The sequence below is a fragment of the Sorangium sp. So ce363 genome (assembly GCF_051520435.1).
Classification (GTDB): Bacteria; Myxococcota_A; Polyangia; order Polyangiales; family Polyangiaceae; genus Sorangium; species Sorangium cellulosum_B.
The window spans coordinates 9,936,623-9,957,472 of sequence record NZ_CP150333.1 but is presented as its reverse complement, the minus strand read 5'-3'; the positions used below and the strand labels follow the sequence as shown (position 1 = coordinate 9,957,472).

General features: G+C 67.9%; 1 protein-coding gene. It reads right to left on the bottom strand.

Annotation, left to right across the window (positions count from 1 at the left end; translation table 11 throughout):
* Positions 1-48: 48 nt before the first annotated feature.
* The gene (locus WMF12_RS37340) at positions 49-20,241 is read right to left on the bottom strand and encodes a hypothetical protein (protein ID WP_437852928.1); all 20,193 of its coding nucleotides are present in this window, start codon (positions 20,239-20,241) and stop codon (positions 49-51) included.
* Between the last annotated feature and the right edge of the window lie 609 nt (positions 20,242-20,850).

Below are 20,850 nucleotides of genomic sequence, written 5' to 3'. Positions count from 1 at the left end.
GAGGCAGGCGGAGCGCGCCCGCGGAGGGCGGCTGACGCGGGCGCTGGGCTAACGGACACACGTGCAGGCGGAGTGCTCGGAATCCGGCGTGTCCTTGCCCTGCTCGCCCGCCCTGTCGACGACGCGGGCGTCCATGCCGAGCTGTTGCAGGAGCTCGGTCACGAGCGCGATGGCCTCCTGCTTGTCTGCCTGCGTGCGCGGAGAGGACCACGTGTCGCTCTTCGCGACGAGCCTCCTCACCAGGGCGTCGATCGGCGCGAGGATGGTCTCGGCGCCGTCGAGAGCAGCCGGCGCGCCGGTCGCTTGCGGGGCCGGCGTGTCGCCGATTGCGCCGCCTGACTGGGAGCCCTCGCCGCGCGTCGTGGAGGCGGCGGTCGCGATCTGCGGGCCGTCGCTCCTGCCGCTCGCGGCGTCCTGGGGCCGGTACCCCGCGCCCACGTCCGCCGGGTTCGTGCGTGCAGCCGTGGGACGTTCCGGGCCGGGGCTCACCGGAGACGGCGGACCCGAGAAGAGCTCTTCACGGCCGAACTCTCTCCGGATCTGCTCGGCCGACAGGACCTTGCCGCCGATGCTCTGGAAGCCGCCGGGGACCTTCGCGAGCTTGTTCACCTCGCTGGGCAGCGGGAAGATGAACTCCGTGCCCTCGTCGACCCGGATCTTCGTCGTCTTGCGGACCGTCTGCTCGCGCGGGTTGACGGGCGTCATCCTGTCGCGGTTGAGCTCGAGGAAGAGGTTCATCAGCGCCGGCGTGAAGGTGAAATTGAACCGCTTGCAGTAGCCGTCGAAGACGAGCGTATACGGCGTGGTGTGCTGCCCCGCGTGCCTGCTGGAAGGCGGCCGCGTCCAGCGCAGCACGGCGCGCGACGTCCCTGGGCTCCCGGCCTGCGCGCCTTGCGAGGCGGCCGCGCCCGCCGCGCTGGGCATCGCGCGCACCCCCCACGTCCCGAGCGATCTCTCCGCCGGACCGGGGTCCCACGACTGGAAAGCCCTCCCGTCGAGCTCCGACAGGTTGAGGGTGGCGACGAGATCCGAGGGCGAAAGCGGCTGCTGGAGCGGCCGGCCTTCGAGCGTCTCCCTGAACAGGCGGCGCGCCACGTCCTCGGGTCCGTGCTCGCCGGCTTCCCTGGGCGCTGCGTCGATGTCGGGGTAATCGTGCAGCATGGCGATGTGGTCCATGCTCGCATCGGTGAGCGGCATGGCAGCGATCGAGTCGAGATCTCCCAGCGTCGGCAGCGCCAGGCTCAGGTCGCGGCGTGAGCTGAGGATCTTCTCGACCTCGGTCTCGCTCGGCGCGTGGTTGAACTCGCTGGCCAGGGATTCTGCCAGCTGCTCCTCGGTCGTCGGGGGCACGCCGAACCCGCTGAACATCTGCTTGCCGGACGCGCCGGCGCGCCCCAGGTACATCGCGTTCTCGCCGCTCCAGAAGCCCTCCGGGTGGCGCCTGACGTAGAGCTCGTGGTTCTTGATGTAGTACCAGCCGCCGCGCTTCGCGGGGCGGGAGCTCGGCGCGTTGCGCGTGTCCGCCTCGCCGTCGCCGGTCATCTCCGCCCGCTCCTCGTCATCCAGCGTCGCGGCCTCGGGCGCGAAGAAGCGCTGCAGGGGGTTCTGGGCGCTGAAGTCGCGCTGCAGCATCAGGCGGTCCTCGTTCGAGACGCTGGAGCCCTCGCCGCCGAACCTCCGGTCGAAGTCCTCGTCTCCGACCGCGCGCAGGAGGGTGCGGTAGTTGATCGCCTGCATCGTCGTCCCGCACTCGGCGATGGTGAGGTGCTCCTCGGGGTCGAAGAACTCCCGCAGCGCCTTGCTCGCGCTCACGCCGGGCTTCAGGCGCCAGGTGAAGCTGCTCTGCTTCTCGAAATGGTCCGGGTTGAGGAAGCCGGTCCGGGCGTCCGCCAGCTCCTCCTGGACGCCGGCGTTCCGCGCAACCGCCGTGAGCGCGTCCAGGCGCGCGCTGGGCACGTTGAACGAGTAGTGGACCTTGCCCGCATGGTGGAGCTGGTTCATCCCCTGGACGTTGGCGCGCGCCAGCCGCGCCGGCTCGGACCTCCCAGCGTCGGAGTCCCCGGACTCCGATCGTTCGGACCCGGCGTCCTCCGGCTCTGACGGATCGCCGTCGAGCTGCGCGCGCGCCCACTGGTTGAACTCGTCCTGCGCGCTCTCCCACGCGTCGAGCTGGTCATGGAGGGCGTGGAGCTGATCCAGGTCGAGCGATTCAGCGTCGGACGCCTCGCCCTCGCTCCGGGCCTGCTCGACCGCCTCGAGCTCGGACAGGAGCTCCACCTCCATCAGCTCGGTATCGGATGGCTCGGATTCCGAGAGCCTCTCCAGCACCTCATTCAGCCTGCGCGTGTCGTTCATGCTGAAGCGGCCGAGCCGGCGCAGCTCGACGCGCGCTGTCTGTGGATGGTCGTCGTAGAGCCGGAGCAAGAGCCTCGCGGCCTCGGGGGAGAGCACGTCGATGGCCCCGCGCAGATCGTGGGGCTGCCGGATGCGGTGGATCTCGCCGAGCCAGGGGCGCACACCCTCGTTGAAGCGGCGCCAGTCCGCCCGGCTGTCGAAGTCTTGCACGCGGGGGGCCATACCGGTGAGCGCGTCATCGGCGCCGCCCGGGGCCTGCGAATTCACCTCGGCGGAGGCGCCCGTCTGCGGCGTCCGCGACGGGGGATACGTGCCATAAGCGAACGCCGCGAAGAGCTTCGGCATGTCCTGCTTGGCCACCCGCACGGGGAACGCTCGCCCCCAGGACTGGATCGGCACGATGAAGGAATCGCCGTGGACCGTGATCGGCCCGTCGATCGCGACCAGGTGGGGGCTCGAGGCGTCGACCTCGCCGAGCCGCGGGATCGTCTCGGGATCCTGGGGTGCAGAGGCGGCCGCCTCGTGCTTCGCCGCTTGCTCCCAGAGCGCCTTGCCGTTCATCACGGTCGCGAGCGCGAACCCCGCCTGATCGGGCGTCGCGAGGGCCTCGTTGATGCGCGCGACGTCGTAGCCGCCGGGGGAGTCGCTGGTCATGAGCTTCGCGTTCGCTCCGAGCGCATCGTTCATGAGGGCCGCGGTCGATCTCGCCGAGACCAGCAGATCGCCTTGCGCCGCGGCGACGCCGGGCTCCTTGGCGTCGTCCGTCTGCTTCTCGAGCACCGCGACGGCCGTCTCCCCGAGCAGCTCGACGAGCCCGCGGGCGAGCAGGTGGTCGAGGAGGTGGCCGTCCAGCTCCTGGGTGGCTGCGCCTTGCCCCTTCAGGCGGTCGCGCTTGGCCTTGGCGGTCTTGAGGCCGTTGAGGAGCGGTCTGTTCGGAGTCGGCCCGTGCGCTGGCAGGACCTCTCCCTTCATCTGGCTCAGGAGGAGCTCCAGGCCGTGGCTGAGCGCCCGAGAGCGCGAGCCTTGCTGTCCGAAGGTGCCGGCGCCGGGCGCGCCTGCGAGCCGGCCGAGCGGCCTGCCGGTGAAGAGCGCGACGACCAGGTGCGATGCCGTGGCGAGGTCGTTCTTGAGCGTCGTGTAAAGGACGCTGTGCAGCGCGCAGTTGGTGAAGGCCGATTGCGACAGCGAGGCAGGGTCCTTGATGAGCGTGCTCAGCCGTTCGACGACCGAGCCCCTCACGCTCTGCGCATGGAGCAGCTGGCTCAGGAGCTGGGCGGCCTCCTCCCTGTGCTCGCCGTCCGCCGGGCGGGGCCATGTGCCGCTCTGCTCCTCGATCGTGCGGATCAGATCCTCGAGGGGGCTCCCCTGGGGCTGCGCGGCTTGCTCGGCGCTGGAAGGGCTGCCGGACGTCGTGGCGGCGGTCGGGGCGGCTGCATGATCGCGGCTGTTCGAGGCGTTGTACCCTGCCAGCATGTCCTCCGGGGCATTCCGTGAGACGCTCGCGGCGGGGTTGAAACCGGTGGTGATGGCGCTCGGGCTCGCTGCGCTCGCTGCAGGCGGGGTGCCGGTCCCCGCGGTCGCCGTACCGGCGCTGCCAGCGGCGTCTGCCGGCGTAACCTTCTTCTCCTGGAGGTCGATACCGAACCCGCTGTCCGCGGAGACGACCCGCCAGGCGGTACCCGCCTTGTCGCGAACCACGATCTCCTCGGAGTAGGGGAGATCGTCGACGTAACCAAGGATCTCGTCGGCCGCGGTTTCGCCGAATTGCTCGACGATTTTCGGTCGTTGGCCGACTTCGAAGGACACCTCTTTCGGCTTCGCGTTCAGCTTCTCCTTGATGCGCTCGGAGGCTCTTTCGAACACGGCGTCGAGCTCGTGTGGCGGAAGCGCTGTGGGCGTCACCTCGACCTCGCGGAAGCGCTTGCCGTTGTGCTCCCGGTCGGTGACCCTGGTGATGGTCATGCGCGACGGCACCAGGAGGACCTCTTTCTGGTCCTGGTTGTAGGCGATCGGGTCCCCGTCCCGCTGCTGGTCGGGGTAGGAGAACATCACCGTCGGGTAGTGGCTCGTGGTGTTGATCTTCATGACGAGCCCGCCGTCCTTGACCCATTGATTCAAGGCCAGATCGGGGGTCCATGAGGTCGAGCTCGGGAGGATCTCGTCGAGCGTGCCGCCCTCGCTCAACGCGCTGGTGTCGAGATCGTTGATGACCCTGTAGAGGGTGATGTCCTCTTCGTTCAGGTCCTGGGTCGCTGTGAGCAGGTCCTGAGCGACGCGGGAGAAGTCGTCGATCTTCTGGCGAAGGGTGTCCAGCTCGTCCGGGCGCAGATCGGTGCTCAGCTCGCCGTCTTCGCCGCGCTTGCTGGTGAACGCCCCTCCGCCAGGGATCCCCCGCATCGTCTGCGCTTCAGGGGTCGTATTCGACATGTTGCGCATCAAGCCCTGGAGCGCGTCGATGTGCCGGGACGCCAGGAGGCCGGTGCCGCTCCTCTCGGGCGCGGGCTGAGCCGGCTGCGGCGAAGAGGAGGGCTGCCCCGAATTCTTGGCTCTCTTGGAGCTCGCTGGGGCGTCTTGCTCGTCGTCACCGAGCGCCAGCGCGGCTTTCCGCTTCGTCGCGCTGTCGGGCGCGGGGGTCTCGTCGGGCAGCATTCCGGTGACGCTCGCGGCCTGGTCCTGGGCTGAACCGGACGTGGCAGGCGCCGTCGTCTGCCCTTGCGCCGTGCTGAACGAGCCGTAGGTAACGACGGTGAAGAGCTTCGGCATGACCTCCTTCTTCACGTCGATGGAGAAGGTCTGCCCCCAGGAATAGATGGGCACGGTGTAGTGCGTGCCGCTGTCCGTGATCTTGCCGTTGATGACGACCTGGTGCGTGCTCGACGCGTCGAATGTACCCGCGTCCTCGAACGGCCTGGACTTCGTTGGATCCTTCGCGAACTCCTTCGCACGTTCGGCGAGCGCCTTGCCGTCGAGGACCGTGGCCAGGGCGAACGGGGCCTGGTCGGGCCGCGAGAGCACGTCGTTGATGCGGCCCACGTCGTAGTCGTTCCCGGCGACCATGGTCCGGGCGTCGCCGCCCAGGATGTCGTTGAAGAGCGTCACCAGCGAGTTCGCCGACAGCAGCAGATCCCCCCGCTTCTTGGACGGGCCGGTGGCGTCCTTGGGCCTCGTGGCTGCCTTGTCGAGGTAGCCGGGGATGGCGCGGGCGGTGTTCTCGGCGTCGGCCTTGTATTGCTCCGGGGCGAGCTTGCTGAGCATCTTGCCCATGCCCCGGGCGAGGAGGTAATCGAGGACGTGCTTGTCGGAGAAGGCGCCCCCCTTGCGCTCGACGTCGGCGCGCTTGGCCCCGGCCTTCTTGATGCCGTTCTGGAGCAGCTTGTTGCCGATCGGGGCCTGCTCCAGCGGGATCTCGCCGCGGATGACACGTTGGATGGGATCGGCGATCTTCGGGCTCGTGGCAGCGCCGTCTTCGCCCTGCGCGGGCAGCGAGAAGTCGGCGCGCAGCTTGCCCTCGCGGTCGAAGAGCTTGCCGGAGAACTCGGCCGCGACCACGCGCGCGAACCCGCTCAGGTCGGAGGTGAGCAGCGCGTGAAGCACGCCGTTCAGCGCGCAGATGGCGAACTGCGACTGGGAGAGGGACCCGGGGTTTTCAATGAGCTCCGCGAGCCTCTCGATGAGCGACTCATCCACGCCCTGAGCTCGCATGAGCTCGCCGAGCAGCGCCGCGGCCTCCTGCTTGTTGTCGTCGGTGGCCGGATGAGACCATTGGGCGCTCTTCTCGTTCAGCGCCTCGAGCGTCGCGTCGATCGATGCCTTTCCGTCGTTCGTGGGGGTGCTCTGGGTCGCGGCGAGGCCGCCGGTGGTGGTGGTGGAAGCGGCGGTTTTTCCTGGAGCTGCGCTTCCGGTGAGAGCGGCACCCTGATTCGCGGTGCTCGGAGCGCCTCCGAGCTGCTTGGTGGTGGCGGCGCCGTCGCCCTGGGGGGGCGCGTGGGTCCAGCTGGGCGCCGGGGCCCCGGTCACCGTATCGGCGCTGCCCGCGGCGGCGTCTGCCGGCGTAGCCTTCTTCTCCTGGAGGTCGATACCGAACCCGCTGTCCGCGGAGACGATCCGCCAGGGGGTACCCGCCTTGTCGCGAACCACGATCTCCTCGGAGTAGGGGAGATTGTCGACGTGACCAAGGATCTCGTCGGCCGCGGTTTCGCCGAATTGCTCGACGATTTTCGGTCGTTGGTCGACTTGGAAGGACACCTCTTTCGGCTTGGTGTTCTGCTTCTCCTTGATGCGCTCGGAGGCTCTTTCGAACGCGGCGTCGAGATCGTGCTTCGGGAGCCGTGTGGGCGTCACCTCGATCTCGCGGAAGCGCTTGCCGTTGTGCTCCCGGTCGCTGACCCTGGTGATGGTCATGCGCGAAGGCACCAGGAGGACCTCTTTCTGCGCCTGATTGTAGGCGATCGGGTCCTCGTCCCGCTGCTGGTCGGGGTAGGAGAACATCACCGTCGGGTAATGGCTCGTGGTGTTGATCTTCATGACGAGCCCGCCGTCCTTGACCCATTGATCCAAGGCGAGCTCGGAGGTCCATGACGTCGAGCTCGGGAGGATCTCGTCGATCGTGCCGCCCTCGCTCAACGAGCTGGTGTCGAGATCGTTGATGACCCTGTAGAGGGTCAGATCTTCTCGGGGTAGGTCCTGGGTACGAGTGAGCAGGTCCTGAGCGACGCGGGAGAAGTCGTCGACCTTTGGGCGAAGGGTGGCCAGCTCGTCCAGCCGCAGGTCGGCGCGCAGCTCGCCGTCTTCGCCGCGCTTGCTGGTGAACGCCCCTCCGCCGGTGATCCCGCGCATCGTCAGCCCTTCAGGGCTCGTGTCCGACATCTGCATCAAGTCGTGGAGCGCCTTGATGTGCCGGGACGCCAGGAGGCCGGTGCCGCTCCTCTCGGGCGGGGACTGAGCCGCCTGCGACGAAGACGAAGAGGAGGGCTGCCCCGAATTCTTGGCTCTCTTGGAGCTCGCCGGGGCGTCTTGCTCGTCTTCGCTCTGCGCCTGCGCGGCTGTCCGCTTCCTCGCGCTGGAGGGCGCGGGGGGCTGCAGGTCGCCCGCATCGTCCTCGCCGTCCAGAGCTGGATTGTACCCTGTCGGCACGTCCGCCGGCGTCGCCTTCTTCTCCTGAAGGTCGATACCGAACATGCTGTCCGCGGAGACGAGCCGCCAGCGGGTACCGTCCTTGTCGCGAACCACGATCTCCCGCTCGCTGGGGTCGGGGAGCTTGTCGACGTGACGAAGGATCTCGTCGGTCACGATATCGCCGAATTGCGCGGCGATGTCCGATTGTTCGTCGAGCTCGAAGTGCTTCTCTTTCGGCTTGGTGTTCTGTTTCTCCTTGATGCGCTCGGAGGCTCTTTCGAACACGGCGTCGAGCTCGCGCGGCGGGAGCTGTGTGGGCGTCACCTCGACCTCGCGGAAGCGCTTGCCGTTGTGTTCCCGGTCGGTGACCCTGGTGATGGTCATGCGCGACGGCACCAGGAGGACCTCTTTCTGGTCCTGGTTGTAGGCGATCGGGTCCCCGTCCCGCTGCTGGTCGGGGTAGGAGAACATCACCGTCGGGTAGTGGCTCGTGGTGTTGATCTTCATGACGAGCCCGCCGTCCTTGACCCATTGATTCAAGGCCAGATCGGGGGTCCATGAGGTCGAGCTCGGGAGGATCTCGTCGAGCGTGCCGCCCTCGCTCAACGCGCTGGTGTCGAGATCGTTGATGACCCTGTAGAGGGTGATGTCCTCTTCGTTCAGGTCCTGGGTCGCTGTGAGCAGGTCCTGAGCGACGCGGGAGAAGTCGTCGATCTTCTGGCGAAGGGTGTCCAGCTCGTCCGGGCGCAGATCGGTGCTCAGCTCGCCGTCTTCGCCGCGCTTGCTGGTGAACGCCCCTCCGCCAGGGATCCCCCGCATCGTCTGCGCTTCAGGGGTCGTATTCGACATGTTGCGCATCAAGCCCTGGAGCGCGTCGATGTGCCGGGACGCCAGGAGGCCGGTGCCGCTCCTCTCGGGCGCGGGCTGAGCCGGCTGCGGCGAAGAGGAGGGCTGCCCCGAATTCTTGGCTCTCTTGGAGCTCGCCGGGGCGTCTTGCTCGTCTTCGCTCTGCGCCTGCGCGGCTGTCCGCTTCCTCGCGCTGGAGGGCGCGGGTGTCTCGTCGGGCGGCATTCCGGTCGCGCTCGCGTCCTGGTCCTGGGCTGAACCGGACGCGGCGGGCGCTGGCGCCTGCATCCCCGTGGTGATGGCCGCGGGGTCCACGGGGCGCCCCGCCGGCGTCGCCTTCTTCTCCTCCAGGTCGATACCGAACATGCTGTCCGCGGAGGCGATCCGCCAGGGGGTGCCATCCTTGTCGCGAACCACGATCTCCCGCTCGCTGCGGTCGGGGAGCTTGTCGACGTGACGAAGGATCTCGTCAGCCACGGCATCGCCGAATTGCTCGGCGATGGCCGCTCGATCATCGGCGTCGAAGCTCTTCACCTTCGGCTTCGCGTTCAGCCGCTCCTCGATGCGCTGGGACGCTCTCTGGAACACGTCGTCGAGCTCGTCCGACTCAAGCTCTCTGGGCGTCACCTCGACCTCGAGGAAGCGCTTGCCGTTGTGCTCCCGCGGGGTGACCTTGGTGATGGTCATGCGCGAGGGCACAAGGAGGACCTCTTTCTGGTCCTGATTGTAGGCGATCGCGTCCCCGGGCCGCTGCGCGTCGGGGTAGGAGAACATGACGGTCGGGTATTTGCTCGTGGTGTTGATCTTCATCAAGAGCCCGCCGTCCTGGACCCATTGATTCAGGGCCAGATCGGGAGTCCATGAGGTCGAGCTCGGGAGGAGCTCGTCGAGCGTGCCGCCCTCGACCAGCGAGCTCGTGTCGAGATCGTTGATGACCCTGTAGAAGGTCAGATCCTCTTGAGGCAGGTCCTGGGTGCGTGTGAGCAGGTCCCGAGCGACGCTCGAGAAGTCGTCGACCTTCTGGCGAAGGGTGGTCAGCTCGTCCGGGCGCAGCTCGGTGCTCAGCTCGCCGTCCGTGCCGCGCTTGCTGGTGAACGCGCCGCCTCCGGGGATCCCCCGCATCGTCTGCGCTTCAGAGCTGGTGTTGGACATGTCGCGCATCAGGCCATGGAGCGCGTCCATGTGCCGCGACGCAAGGGCCCTGCCCGGCGCGGGCTGAGCCGCCTGCGACGAAGAGGAAGAGGATGGCTCCCCCGTATTCTTCGCTCTCTTGGAGCTCGCCGGGGCGTCATGCTCGTCGTCGCTCTGCGCCTGCTCGGCTGCGCGCTTCCTCGCGCTGGACGGCGCGGGGGTCTCGTCGGGCAGCATTCCGGCGACGTTCGCGGCCTGGTCCTGGGCTGAACCGGATGCGGCGGGCATCGGCGCCTGGCTCAGCGTGAGGTCGTTCGCGGCCGGCGCTCGCGACGGGAGGTAGGTTCCATACGTGAAGACCGGGAAGAGCGACGGCAAGACGTCCTTCTTCACCTTGATGGAGAAGCTCTGCTGCCAGGTGTGGAGGGGCACGACATAATGATCGCCATCCTCGGTGATCTTGCCGTTGATGACGACCTGGTGCGTGCTCGAGGTGTCGATCGCGCGCGCATCCTCGAACGGCCTGGATTTCGTGGGGTCCTTCGCGAACTCCTTGGCACGCTCGGCGAGCGCCTTGCCGTCGAGGATGGTGGCCAGGGCAAACGGCGCCTGGTCGGGCCTCGCGAGGACGTCATTGATCCGGCCCACGTCGTAGTCGGCCCCGGCGACCATCGTCTTGGCGTCGCCGCCGAGGATCTTGTTGAAGAGCGTCACCAGCGAATTGGCTGACAGCAGCAGATCGCCGTGCTTCTTGGACGGGCCGGTGGCGTCCTTGGCCCTCGGCGTCGTCTTGTCGAGGTAGCCGGGGATGACGCCGGCGGCGTTCTCTGCATCGTCCTTGTATTGCTCCGGGGCGAGCTTGCTGAGCATCTTGCCCATGCCCCGCGCGAGGAGGTAATCGAGGACGTGCTCGCCGGAGAAGGCGCTGCCTTTGCGCTCGCGGTCGGCGGATCCGGCCTTCGCCTTCTTGATTCCGTTGAGGAGCAGCTTGTTGCCGAACCCGGCGTTCTGCACCGGGAGCTCGCCCCGGAGGACACGGTGGATGGGATCGGCGACCTGCGCGCTGACGGCGGCGCCGTTTTCGCCCTGCGCGGGCAGCGAGAAGTCGGCGAGCAGGTCCCCCTGGCGATCGAAGAGCTTGCCCGTGAACTCGGCCGCGACCACGCGCGCGAACCCGCCCAGGTCGGAGGTGAGCAGCGTGTGGAGGGCGCTGTTCAGCGCGCAGATGGCGAACTGGGACTGGGAGAGGGAGCTCGGGTTCTCGATGAGCTCCGCGAGCCGCTCGACGAGCGCCTCATCCACGCCCTGAGAGCGCATGAGGTCGCCAAGGAGCCTTTTGGCCTCCTGCTTGTTCGCGCCCGTGGCTGGATGAGACCATTGGGCGCTCTTCTCGTTCAACGCCTTGATCGCCGCATCGACCGAGGCGTTACCGTCGGCCGCCGGCGGGCTCTGGGTCGCGGCGAGGCCGTCTTTGGTGGTGGAAGCGCGGGGGTCGCCTGGAGCGGGACCGTTCGGCGTCTGGCCTGTCGCCCGCCTGCCGAGCTCTGTCGCTGGGCGCCCGGGCGAGGCTCCGGTCACCGCCTCGGCGCTGCTCCCGGCTACGTCAGCGGGCGTCGCCTTCTTCTCCTGAAGGTCGATACCGAACCGCTCGTCCGCCGAGACGATCCGCCAGGGGGTGCCGTCGTTGTCGCGAACCACGATCTCCCGCTCGCTGGGGTCGGGGAGATTGCCGACGTAACGAAGGATCTCGTCGGCCACGGCATCGCCGAATTGCTCGACGATCTCCGGTCGTTCGTCGACCTCGAAGGACACCTCTTTCGGCTTCGCGTTCAGCCTCTCCTCGATGCGCTGAGACGCTCTCTGGAACACGTCGTCGAGCTCGTTCGACTCAAGCTCTCTGGGCGTCACCTCGACCTCGAGGAAGCGCTTGCCGTTGTGCTCCCGCGGGGTGACCTTGGTGATGGTCATGCGCGAGGGCACCAGGAGGACCTCTTTCTGGTCCTGGTTGTAGGCGATTGGCTCTCCGTCCCTCTGCTGGTCGGGGTAGGAGAACATGACGGTCGGGTATTTGCTCGTGGTGTTGATCTTCATCACGAGCCCGCCGTCCTGGACCCATTGATTCAGGGCCAGATCGGAGGTCCATGAGGTCGAGCTCGGGAGGAGCTCGTCGAGCGTGCCGCCCTCGACCAGCGAGCTGGTGTCGAGATCGTTGATGACCCTGTAGAAGGTCAGGTCCTCTTGGGGCAGGTCCTGGGTACGAGTGAGCAGGTCCCGAGCGACGCTCGAGAAGTCGTCGACCTTCTGGCGAAGGGTGGTCAGCTCGTCCGGGCGCAGCTCGGTGCTCAGCTCGCCGTCCGTGCCGCGCTTGCTGGTGAACGCGCCACCTCCGGGGATCCCCCGCATGGTCTGCGCTTGAGGGCTGGTGTTGGACATGTCACGCATCAAGCCCTGGAGCGCGTCGATGTGCCGGGACGCCAGGGCCCTCCCCGGCGCGGGCGGCGCCTGCTGCGACGAAGAGGAAGAGGATTGCTCCCCCGCATTCTTGGCTCTCTTGGAGCTCGCCGGGGCGTCTTGCTCGTCGTCGCTGTGCGCCTGCGCGGCGGTTCGCTTCCTCGCGCTGGCGGGCGCGGGGTCCTGGATGGGCGCCATTCCGGTGACGTTCGCCAGCGCGCCTGCATTGTCCGTGGAGGCGCTGTCGACCTGGGCGTCCGCGTGGACCGCGCTGGGCGCCGGGGCCCCGGTCACCGCCTCGGCGCTGCTCTCGGCGACGTCAGCGGGCGTCGCCTTCTTCTCCTGAAGGTCGATGCCGAACCGCTCGTCCGCCGAGACGATCCGCCAACGGGTACCCTCCTTATCGCGAACCACGATCTCCCGCTCGCTGCGGTCGGGGAGCTTGTCGACGTGACGAAGGATCTCGTCAGCCACGGCATCGCCGAATTGCTCGGCGATGGCCGCTCGATCATCGGCGTCGAAGCTCTTCACCTTCGGCTTCGCGTTCAGCCTCTCCTCGATGCGCTCGGACGCTCTCTGGAACACGTCGTCGAGCTCGTCCGACTCAAGCTCTCTGGGTGTCACCTCGACCTCGAGGAAGCGCTTGCCGTTGTGCTCCCGCGGGGTGACCTTGGTGATGGTCATGCGCGAGGGCACCAGGAGGACCTCCTTCTGGGCCTGATTGTAGGCGATCGCGTCCCCGGGCCGCTGCGCGTCGGGGTAGGAGAACATGACGGTCGGGTAGTGGCTGTTGGTATTGATCTTCATCACGAGCCCGCCGTCCTGGACCCATTGATTCAGGGCCAGATCGGGAGTCCATGAGGTCGAGCTCGGGAGGAGCTCGTCGAGCGTGCCGCCCTCGACCAGCGAGCTCGTGTCGAGATCGTTGATGACCCTGTAGAAGGTCAGCTCCTCTTGAGGCAGGTCCTGGGTGCGTGTGAGCAGGTCCCGAGCGACGCTCGAGAAGTCGTCGACCTTCTGGCGAAGGGTGGTCAGCTCGTCCGGGCGCAGCTCGGTGCTCAGCTCGCCGTCCGTGCCGCGTTTGCTGGTGAACGCGCCGCCTCCGGGGATCCCGCGCATCGTCTGCGCTTGAGGGCTGGTGTTGGACATGTCACGCATCAAGCCCTGGAGCGCGTCCATGTGCCGGGACGCCAGGGCCCTGCCCGGCGCGGGCTGAGCCGCCTGCGACGAAGAGGAAGAGGATGGCTCCCCCGTATTCTTCGCTCTCTTGGAGCTCGCCGGGGCGTCATGCTCGTCGTCGCTCTGCGCCTGCGCGGCTGTCCGCTTCCTCGCGCTGGCGGGCGCGGGGTCCTGGATGGGCGCCATTCCGGTGACGGTCGCCAGCGCGCCTGCATGGTCCGTGGAGGCGCCGTCGCCCTGGGCGGGCGGGCGGGTCGGGCTGGGCGCCGGGGCCCCGGTCACCGTAGCGGCGCTGCTCCCGGCTGCGTCAGCGGGCATTGCCTTCTTCTCTTGAAGGTCGATACCGAAATCCTTGTCCGCGGAGACGATCCGCCAGGGGGTACCGTCCTTATCGCGAACCACGATCTCCCCCTCGCTGGGGTGGGGGAGATTGCCGACGTAACCAAGGATCTCGTCGGCCACGGTATCGCCGAATCGCTCGACGATCTTCGGTCGTTGGTCAACGCCGAAGGACACCTCTTTCGGCCTCGCGTTCAGCTTCTCCTCGATGCGCCGGGACGCTCTTTCGAACACGTCGTCGAGCTCGTTCGACCCAAGCTCTCTGGGCGTCACCTCGATCTCGAGGAAGCGCTTGCCGTTGTGCTCCTGCGGGGTGACCTTGGTGATGGTCATGCGCGAGGGCACCAGGAGGACCTCTTTCTGGTCCTGATTGTAGGCGATCACGTCCCCGGGCCGCTGCGCGTCGGGGTAGGAGAACATCACGGTCGGGTAGTGGCTGTTGGTGTTGATCTTCATCACGAGCCCGCCGTCCTGGACCCATTGATTCAGGGCCAGATCGGAGGTCCATGAGGTCGAGCTCGGGAGGAGCTCGTCGAGCGTGCCGCCCTCGACCAACGAGCTGGTGTCGAGATCGTTGATGACCCTGTAGAAGGTCAGCTCCTCTTGGGGCTGGTCCTGGGTACGAGTGAGCAGGTCCCGAGCGACGCTCGAGAAGTCGTCGACCTTCTGGCGAAGGGTGTCCAGCTCGTCCGGGCGCAGATCGGTGCTCAGCTCGCCGTCCGTGCCGCGCTTGCTGGTGAACGCGCCACCTCCGGGGATCCCCCGCATCGTCTGCGCTTGAGGGCTGGTGTTGGACATGTCACGCATCAAGCCCTGGAGCGCGTCGATGTGCCGGGACGCCAGGGCCCTCCCCGGCGCGGGCGGCGCCTGCTGCGACGAAGACGAAGAGGAGGGCTGCCCCGAATTCTTGGCTCTCTTGGAGCTCGCCGGGGCGTCTTGCTCGTCGTCGCTCTGCGCCTGCTCGGCTGTCCGCTTCCTCGCGCTGGCGGGCGCGGGGGTCTCGTCGGGCGGCATTCCGGTGGCGCTCGCGGCCTGGTCCTGGGCTGAACCGGACGTGGCGGGCGCTGGCGCCTGCATCCCCGTGGTGACGGCCGTGGGGTCCACGGAGCGCCCCGCCGACGTCGCCTTCTTCTCCTCCAGGTCGATACCGAACATGCTGTCCGCGGAGGCGATCCGCCAGGGGGTACCGTCCTTGTCGCGAACCACGATCTCCCGCTCGCTGCGGTCGGGAAGCTTGTCGACGTAATCAAGGATCTCGTTGGCCACGGCATCGCCGAATTGCTTGGCGATGGCCGCTCGATCCTTGACTTCGAAGCTCTTCTCCTTCGGCTTCGCGTTCAGCTTCTCCTCGATGCGCTCGGAGGCTCTTTCGAACACGGCGTCGAGCTCGCGCGGCGGGAGCTGAGTGGGTGTCACCTCGACCTCGCGGAAGCGCTTGCCGTTGTGCTCCCGGTCGGTGACCCTGGTGATGGTCATGCGCGAAGGCACCAGGAGCACCTCTTTCTGCGCCTGGTTGTAGGCGATCGGCTCTCCGTCCCGCTGCTGGTCGGGGTAGGAGAACATCACCGTCGGGTAATGGCTCGTGGTGTTGATCTTCATGACGAGCCCGCCGTCCTTGACCCATTGATCCAAGGCCAGATCGGAGGTCCATGAGGTCGAGCTCGGGAGGATCTCGTCGATCGTGTCGCCCTCGCTCAACGAGCTGGTGTCGAGATCGTTGATGACCCTGTAGAGGGTCAGAGCCTCTTGGGGCAGGTCCTGGGTACGTGTGAGCAGGTCCTGAGCGACGCGGGAGAAGTCGTCGACCTTCTGGCGAAGGGTGTCCAGCTCGTCCGGGCGCAGATCGGTGCTCAGCTCGCCGTCTTCGCCGCGCTTGCTGGTGAACGCCCCTCCGCCGGGGATCCCCCGCATCGTCTGCGCTTCAGGGGTCGTATTCGACATGTCGCGCATCAGGTCGTGGAGCGCGTCGATGTGCCGGGACGCCAGGAGGCCGGTGCCGCTCCTCGCGGGCGCGGGCTGCGCCGCCTGCGACGAAGACGAAGACGAAGACGAAGAGGAGGGCTGCCCCGCGTTCTTCGCTTTCTTGTTCTCGGCGCTCGATCCGGGGCCTTGCTCGTCGTCGCTGAGCGCCTGCGCGGCTTTCCGCTTCGTCGCGCTGTCGGGCGCCGGGGTCTCGTCGGGCAGCATTCCGGTGACGCTCGCGGCCTGGTCCTGGGCTGTACCGGACGTGGCGGGCGCCTGCGCCTGCCCTTGCGCCGCGGCGAACGAGCCGTAGGTAACGACGGTGAAGAGCTTCGGCATGACCTCCTTCTTCACGTCGATGGAGAAGGTCTGCCCCCAGGAATAGATGGGCACGGTGTAGTGCGTGCCGCTGTCCGTGATCTTGCCGTTGATGACGACCTGGTGCGTGCTCGACGCGTCGAACGTGCCCGCGTCCTCGAACGGCCTGGACTTCTTCGGATCCTTCGCGAACTCCGCCGCACGTTCGGCGAGCGCCTTGCCGTCGAGGACCGTGGCCAGGGCGAACGGGGCCTGGTCGGGCCGCGAGAGCACGTCGTTGATGCGGCCCACGTCGTAGTCGTTCCCGGCGACCATGGTCCGGGCGTCGCCGCCCAGGATGTCGTTGAAGAGCGTCACCAGCGAATTGGCCGACAGCAGCAGATCGCCGCGCTTCTTCGACGGACCGGTGGCGTCCTTGGGCCTCGTGGCTGCCTTGTCGAGGTAGCCGGGGATGGCGCGGGCGGTGTTCTCGGCGTCGGCCTTGTATTGCTCCGGGGCGAGCTTGCTGAGCATCTTGCCCATGCCCCGGGCGAGGAGGTAATCGAGGACGTGCTTGTCGGAGAAGGCGCTCCCCTTGCGCTCGACGTCAGCGCGCTTGGCCCCGGCCTTCTTGATGCCGTTCCGGAGCAGCTTGTTGCCGATGGGGGCCTGGTCCAGCGGGATCTCGCCGCGGATGACACGCTGGATGGGATCGGCGACCTTCGAGCTCGTGGCAGCGCCGTCTTCGCCCTGCGCGGGCAGCGAGAAGTCGGCGAGCAGCTTGCCTTTGCGGTCGAAGAGCTTGCCGGAGAACTCGGCCGCGACCACGCGCGCGAACCCGCTCAGGTCGGAGGTGAGCAGCGCGTGGAGCACGCCGTTCAGCGCGCAGATGGCGAACTGCGACTGGGAGAGGGAGTCGGGGTTTTTGATGAGCTCCTCGAGCCTCTGGATGAGCGACCCATCCACGTCCTGAGCTCGCATGAGCTCGCCGAGCAGCGCCGCGGCCTCCTGCTTGTTGTCGTCCGTGGCCGGATGGGACCATCGGGCGCTCTTCTCGTTCAGCGCCTCGAGCGTCGCGTCGATCGATGCCTTGCCGTCGTTCGTGGGGGAGCTGTCGGTCGCGGCGAGGCCGTCGGTGGCGGTGGAAGCGGCGGTTTTGCCTGGAGCTGGGCCTCCGGTGGCAGCGGCACCCTGGTTCGCGGCGCTCGGAGCGCCTCCGAGCTGCTTGGTGGCGACGTCGCCTGCCTGGGGCATGGTCGGCGCAGACGTCATCGTGCCGGCGTTCGCCGAAGCGGCGTCGTCCACGTTGCTGGTGGCGGCGCCGTCGCCCTGGGGGGGCGCGTGAAGCCAGCTGGGCGCCGGGGCCCCGGTCACCGTATCGGCGTTGCCCGCGGCGGCGTCTGCCGGCGTCGCCTTCTTCTCCTGAAGGTCGATACCGAACCTGCTGTCCGCGGAGACGATCCGCCAGGGGGTACCGTCCTTGTCGTGAACCACGATCTCCCCGGAGTGGGGGAGGTTATCGACGTGACCAAGGATCTCGTCGGCCACGGTATCGCCGAATTGCTCGGCGATGGCCGCTCGATCCTCGACTTCGAAGCTCTTCTCCTTCGGCTTGGCGTTCTGCTTCTCCTCGATGCGCTGGGACGCTCTCTGAAACACGTCGTCGAGCTCGCCGGACTCAAGCTCTCTGGGCGTCACCTCGACCTCGCGGAAGCGCTTGCCGTTGTGCTCCCGGTCGCTGACCCTGGTGATGGTCATGCGCGAAGGCACCAGGAGGACCTCTTTCTGCGCCTGATTGTAGGCGATCGGGTCCCCGTCCCGCTGCTCGTCGGGGTAGGAGAACATCACCGTCGGGTAATGGCTCGTGGTGTTGATCTTCATCACGAGCCCGCCGTCCTTGACCCATTGATCCAAAGCGAGCTCGGAGGTCCATGAGGTCGAGCTCGGGAGGATCTCGTCGATCGTGTCGCCCTCGCTCAACGAGCTGGTGTCGAGATCGTTGATGACCCTGTAGAGGGTCAGAGCCTCTTGGGGCAGGTTCTGGGTACGCGTGAGCAGGTCCTGAGCGACGCGGGAGAAGTCGTCGACCTTGTGGCGAAGGGTGTCCAGCTCGTCCGGGCGCAGATCGGTGCTCAGCTCGCCGTCATTGCCGCGCTTGCTCGTGAACGCCCCTCCGCCGGTGATCCCGCGCATCGTCAGCCCTTCAGGGCTCATGTCCGACATCTGCATCAAGTCGTGGAGCGCCTTGATGTGCCGGGACGCCAGGAGGCCGGCGCCGCTCCTCTCGGGCGCGGACTGAGCCGCCTGCGACGAAGACAATGACTGCCCCGAATTCTTGGCTCTCTTGGAGCTCGCAGGGGCGTCTTGCTCGTCGTCGCTGTGCGCCAGCGCGGCTGTCCGCTTCCTCGCGCTGGAGGGCGCGGGGGTCTCATCGGGCGGCATTCCGGTGACGCTCGCGGCCTGGTCCTGGGCTGAACCGGACGTGGCGGGCGCTGGCGCCTGCATCCCCGTGGTGATGGCCGTGGGGTCCACGGGGCGCCCTGCGGGCGGCTGCGGGGCCGTCTCTGGCCGGGGCTGGCCGGGTCTCTCCGGCGCCTTTTCTTGGGCGCCCTGCGTCGGCAAAGCGCCCGGCTGAGGACTCGAGGCCTCCGGCGCCTTGGCCGTCATCTGCTCCGGGGCACCACCGGGCAGCTCGCGTGGCTCGTTGTCCTGGGAGGTTTGCTCTGCCCCTCGCGTCGGCTGCTCGGGGGCGCGCTGCTCGGTGTCCTGGGCATCTTCCTTCGGCGACGACGCGCGATCCCCGGGCGGATCGCGGGGCTCGTCGTCCCGCGGCTCCTGATCGGGCCCTCCCGACCGCTGCTCGGAGGCACGCTGCTCGGTGTCCTGGATGTCTTCCGGCGGCAGGGTGCGCGGGCCGACGAGCTCGCCGATCGCGTCTTTGCCCCTTTCCGCCAGGTCATGCTCGAACCTGTCCGCGCGGTCCTTGAGGACCCCGGCCCAGTCGTCGCCGAGCTTGCCCAGGTCGACGGTGCGAGCATTCTTGATCTGGTCGTCACCGATCTTGTCCTGCTTGAGGCCGCCGACGCTGGAGATGGGGTTGGCGGTCTTCTCGGTGGAGCGCCAGTTGTGGATGTAGCCGACGGTGCTGGGCGCGTTGGGCCCTGTCGTCTCGATGCCGATCTGGAGGGCGCCCGGCCTGTCCGACCTGGGCGGCCGGTGGCCGATGAAGATGTGGCCGTGAGCGCCGTCTGGCAGGATGACGTCGCCGTTGAAGTCCTTGAGGCCGAGGCCGCCGATGGCGAGGTTCATGCCGTAGAGCTCGGTGTCATCGAGCTTGGACTTGATGGCGGCGACGTGTCCTCCTTCCTCCTTGAATTTGCCCTTGCCGAGCGCGATGTGGTGCGTCCCGAAGGCGCGCGGGAACACGCCGGCCGTCGGGTTGCCGTGACCGTCGGTGATGCCGAGGAGCTCGGTCACCGCGTACGGAGGCGTGCCCGCGGGGATCTGGATGTTGACCCGGCCGCCGTGGGAGAGGAGCTTGGCGACGGGGACGTCGCGGAGCGGGACATGGCTCTTTGCGCTGGCGTCGTAGATCTCGGCGCCTTCCTGGAGCAGGTGAAAGACGTTCGTGAGCACCTCGATCGACTGGTTGTACCTGTCGAGGACATCGTCGTTCGAGAGGGTGCCGCTTCCCGTCGGGTTCGGCACGGCGCCTTGCGCGATCGCCTTGGTCGCGTCGTCGTTCGGCGCCGTGTGCTCGAGCGTCTTGGCCCATTCTGCCGCGATGCCCCGATCGATCTCCTGCTTGAGCTCGTCCCGCCTCGCCGGGTCGCTCGCGTGCCTCGCCTCCATCGACAGGGCCACCGCGGCTGGAGGGGTGCCCTCGAAGCGTTGCCCGCCCTCGCCGCTGTTCCTCTGTCGAGAGACGTAGCTCGCGAGGACGACCTTGCTCGGCTTGTGGAGCTGGTGGAAGCCGCGGAATTTCTCGGGATTGTCGTCCTTGTCGTCCGACAGGTACTGCTTGACCTGGTCGAGCGTGAGCATGCCGGAGGCGTTGAGCCAGCGCTGTCCCTGAGGGGTCGAGGAGAGCTGCTCGAAGGCGTTCCACTCGGCTTCGTTGAACAGCGGTCCTTTCGGGAAGCGCTTCCCGAGATCCTTCTTCGCCTGCGCGGGATGGGCGGGGAAGCCGCCGCTGGTCAGCTGGTCGGCGATGCTCGGGAGGCCTCGCTTCGCCTTCTTGCGGCTGCCTCTACCCGTTTGAGTCCTCCATTCGGACTTCTTGACGGCCTTGTCCGCGATCCATGTCACCTTGCCGTCCTGCGCTGGGTCGGCCGTGGTGGACGAGTGTCCCGGCGTCGGTCCCGAGCCGCCGGCCCCCGGCTGCCGGGAGCCCTGCCCCGCGGGCGGTGACTTCGAGGTGGAGGGCTTGGCGGGCGTGGGCTCCGCGGTGGCAGCGGGTTTAGGGGCGGGGGTGCTCTTCGCGCCGGTCTCGCCCGTCTTGGGGGAGGTCTGAGCTGACGTGCTGTCCTTTGCGACGGTCTCCTTCGCGGGTGTCCCTCCGGGCACCTCGCCCCCCTTGGGAGCCGTGCTTCCTGGCTCCGTCGCCTTGGTGTTCCCTTGGGGACCCTTGCCGAGGCCTGGAGATGGCTGGTCGGTAGGCTGGGTGGAGCCCTTGGGGAGGCCGCCATCGGAAGGGGCGGATTGAAGCCTGGCGGTGGGCTCGGTGGTCTGAGGCTGGGTGGAGCCCTTGGGCAGGCCGCCATCGGAAGGGGCGGAGCGAGGCCTGACGGTGGGCTCGGTGGTCTGAGGCTGGGTGGAGCCCTTGGGGAGGCCGCCATCGGCGGAGCGAGGCCTGACGGTGGGCTCGGTGGTCTGAGGCTGGGTGGAGCCCTTGGGCAGGCCGCCATCGGCGGAGCGAGGCCTGACGGTGGGCTCGGTGGTCTGAGGCTGTGTGGAGCCCTTGGGGAGGCCGCCATCGGCGGATCGAGGCCTGACGATGGGCTCGGTGGTCTGAGGCTGTGTGGAGCCCTTGGGGAGGCCGCCATCGGCGGATCGAGGCCTGACGATGGGCTCGGTGGTCTGAGGCTGTGTGGAGCCCTTGGGGAGGCCGCCATCGGCGGATCGAGGCCTGACGATGGGCTCGGTGGTCTGAGGCTGTGTAGAGCCCCTGGGGAG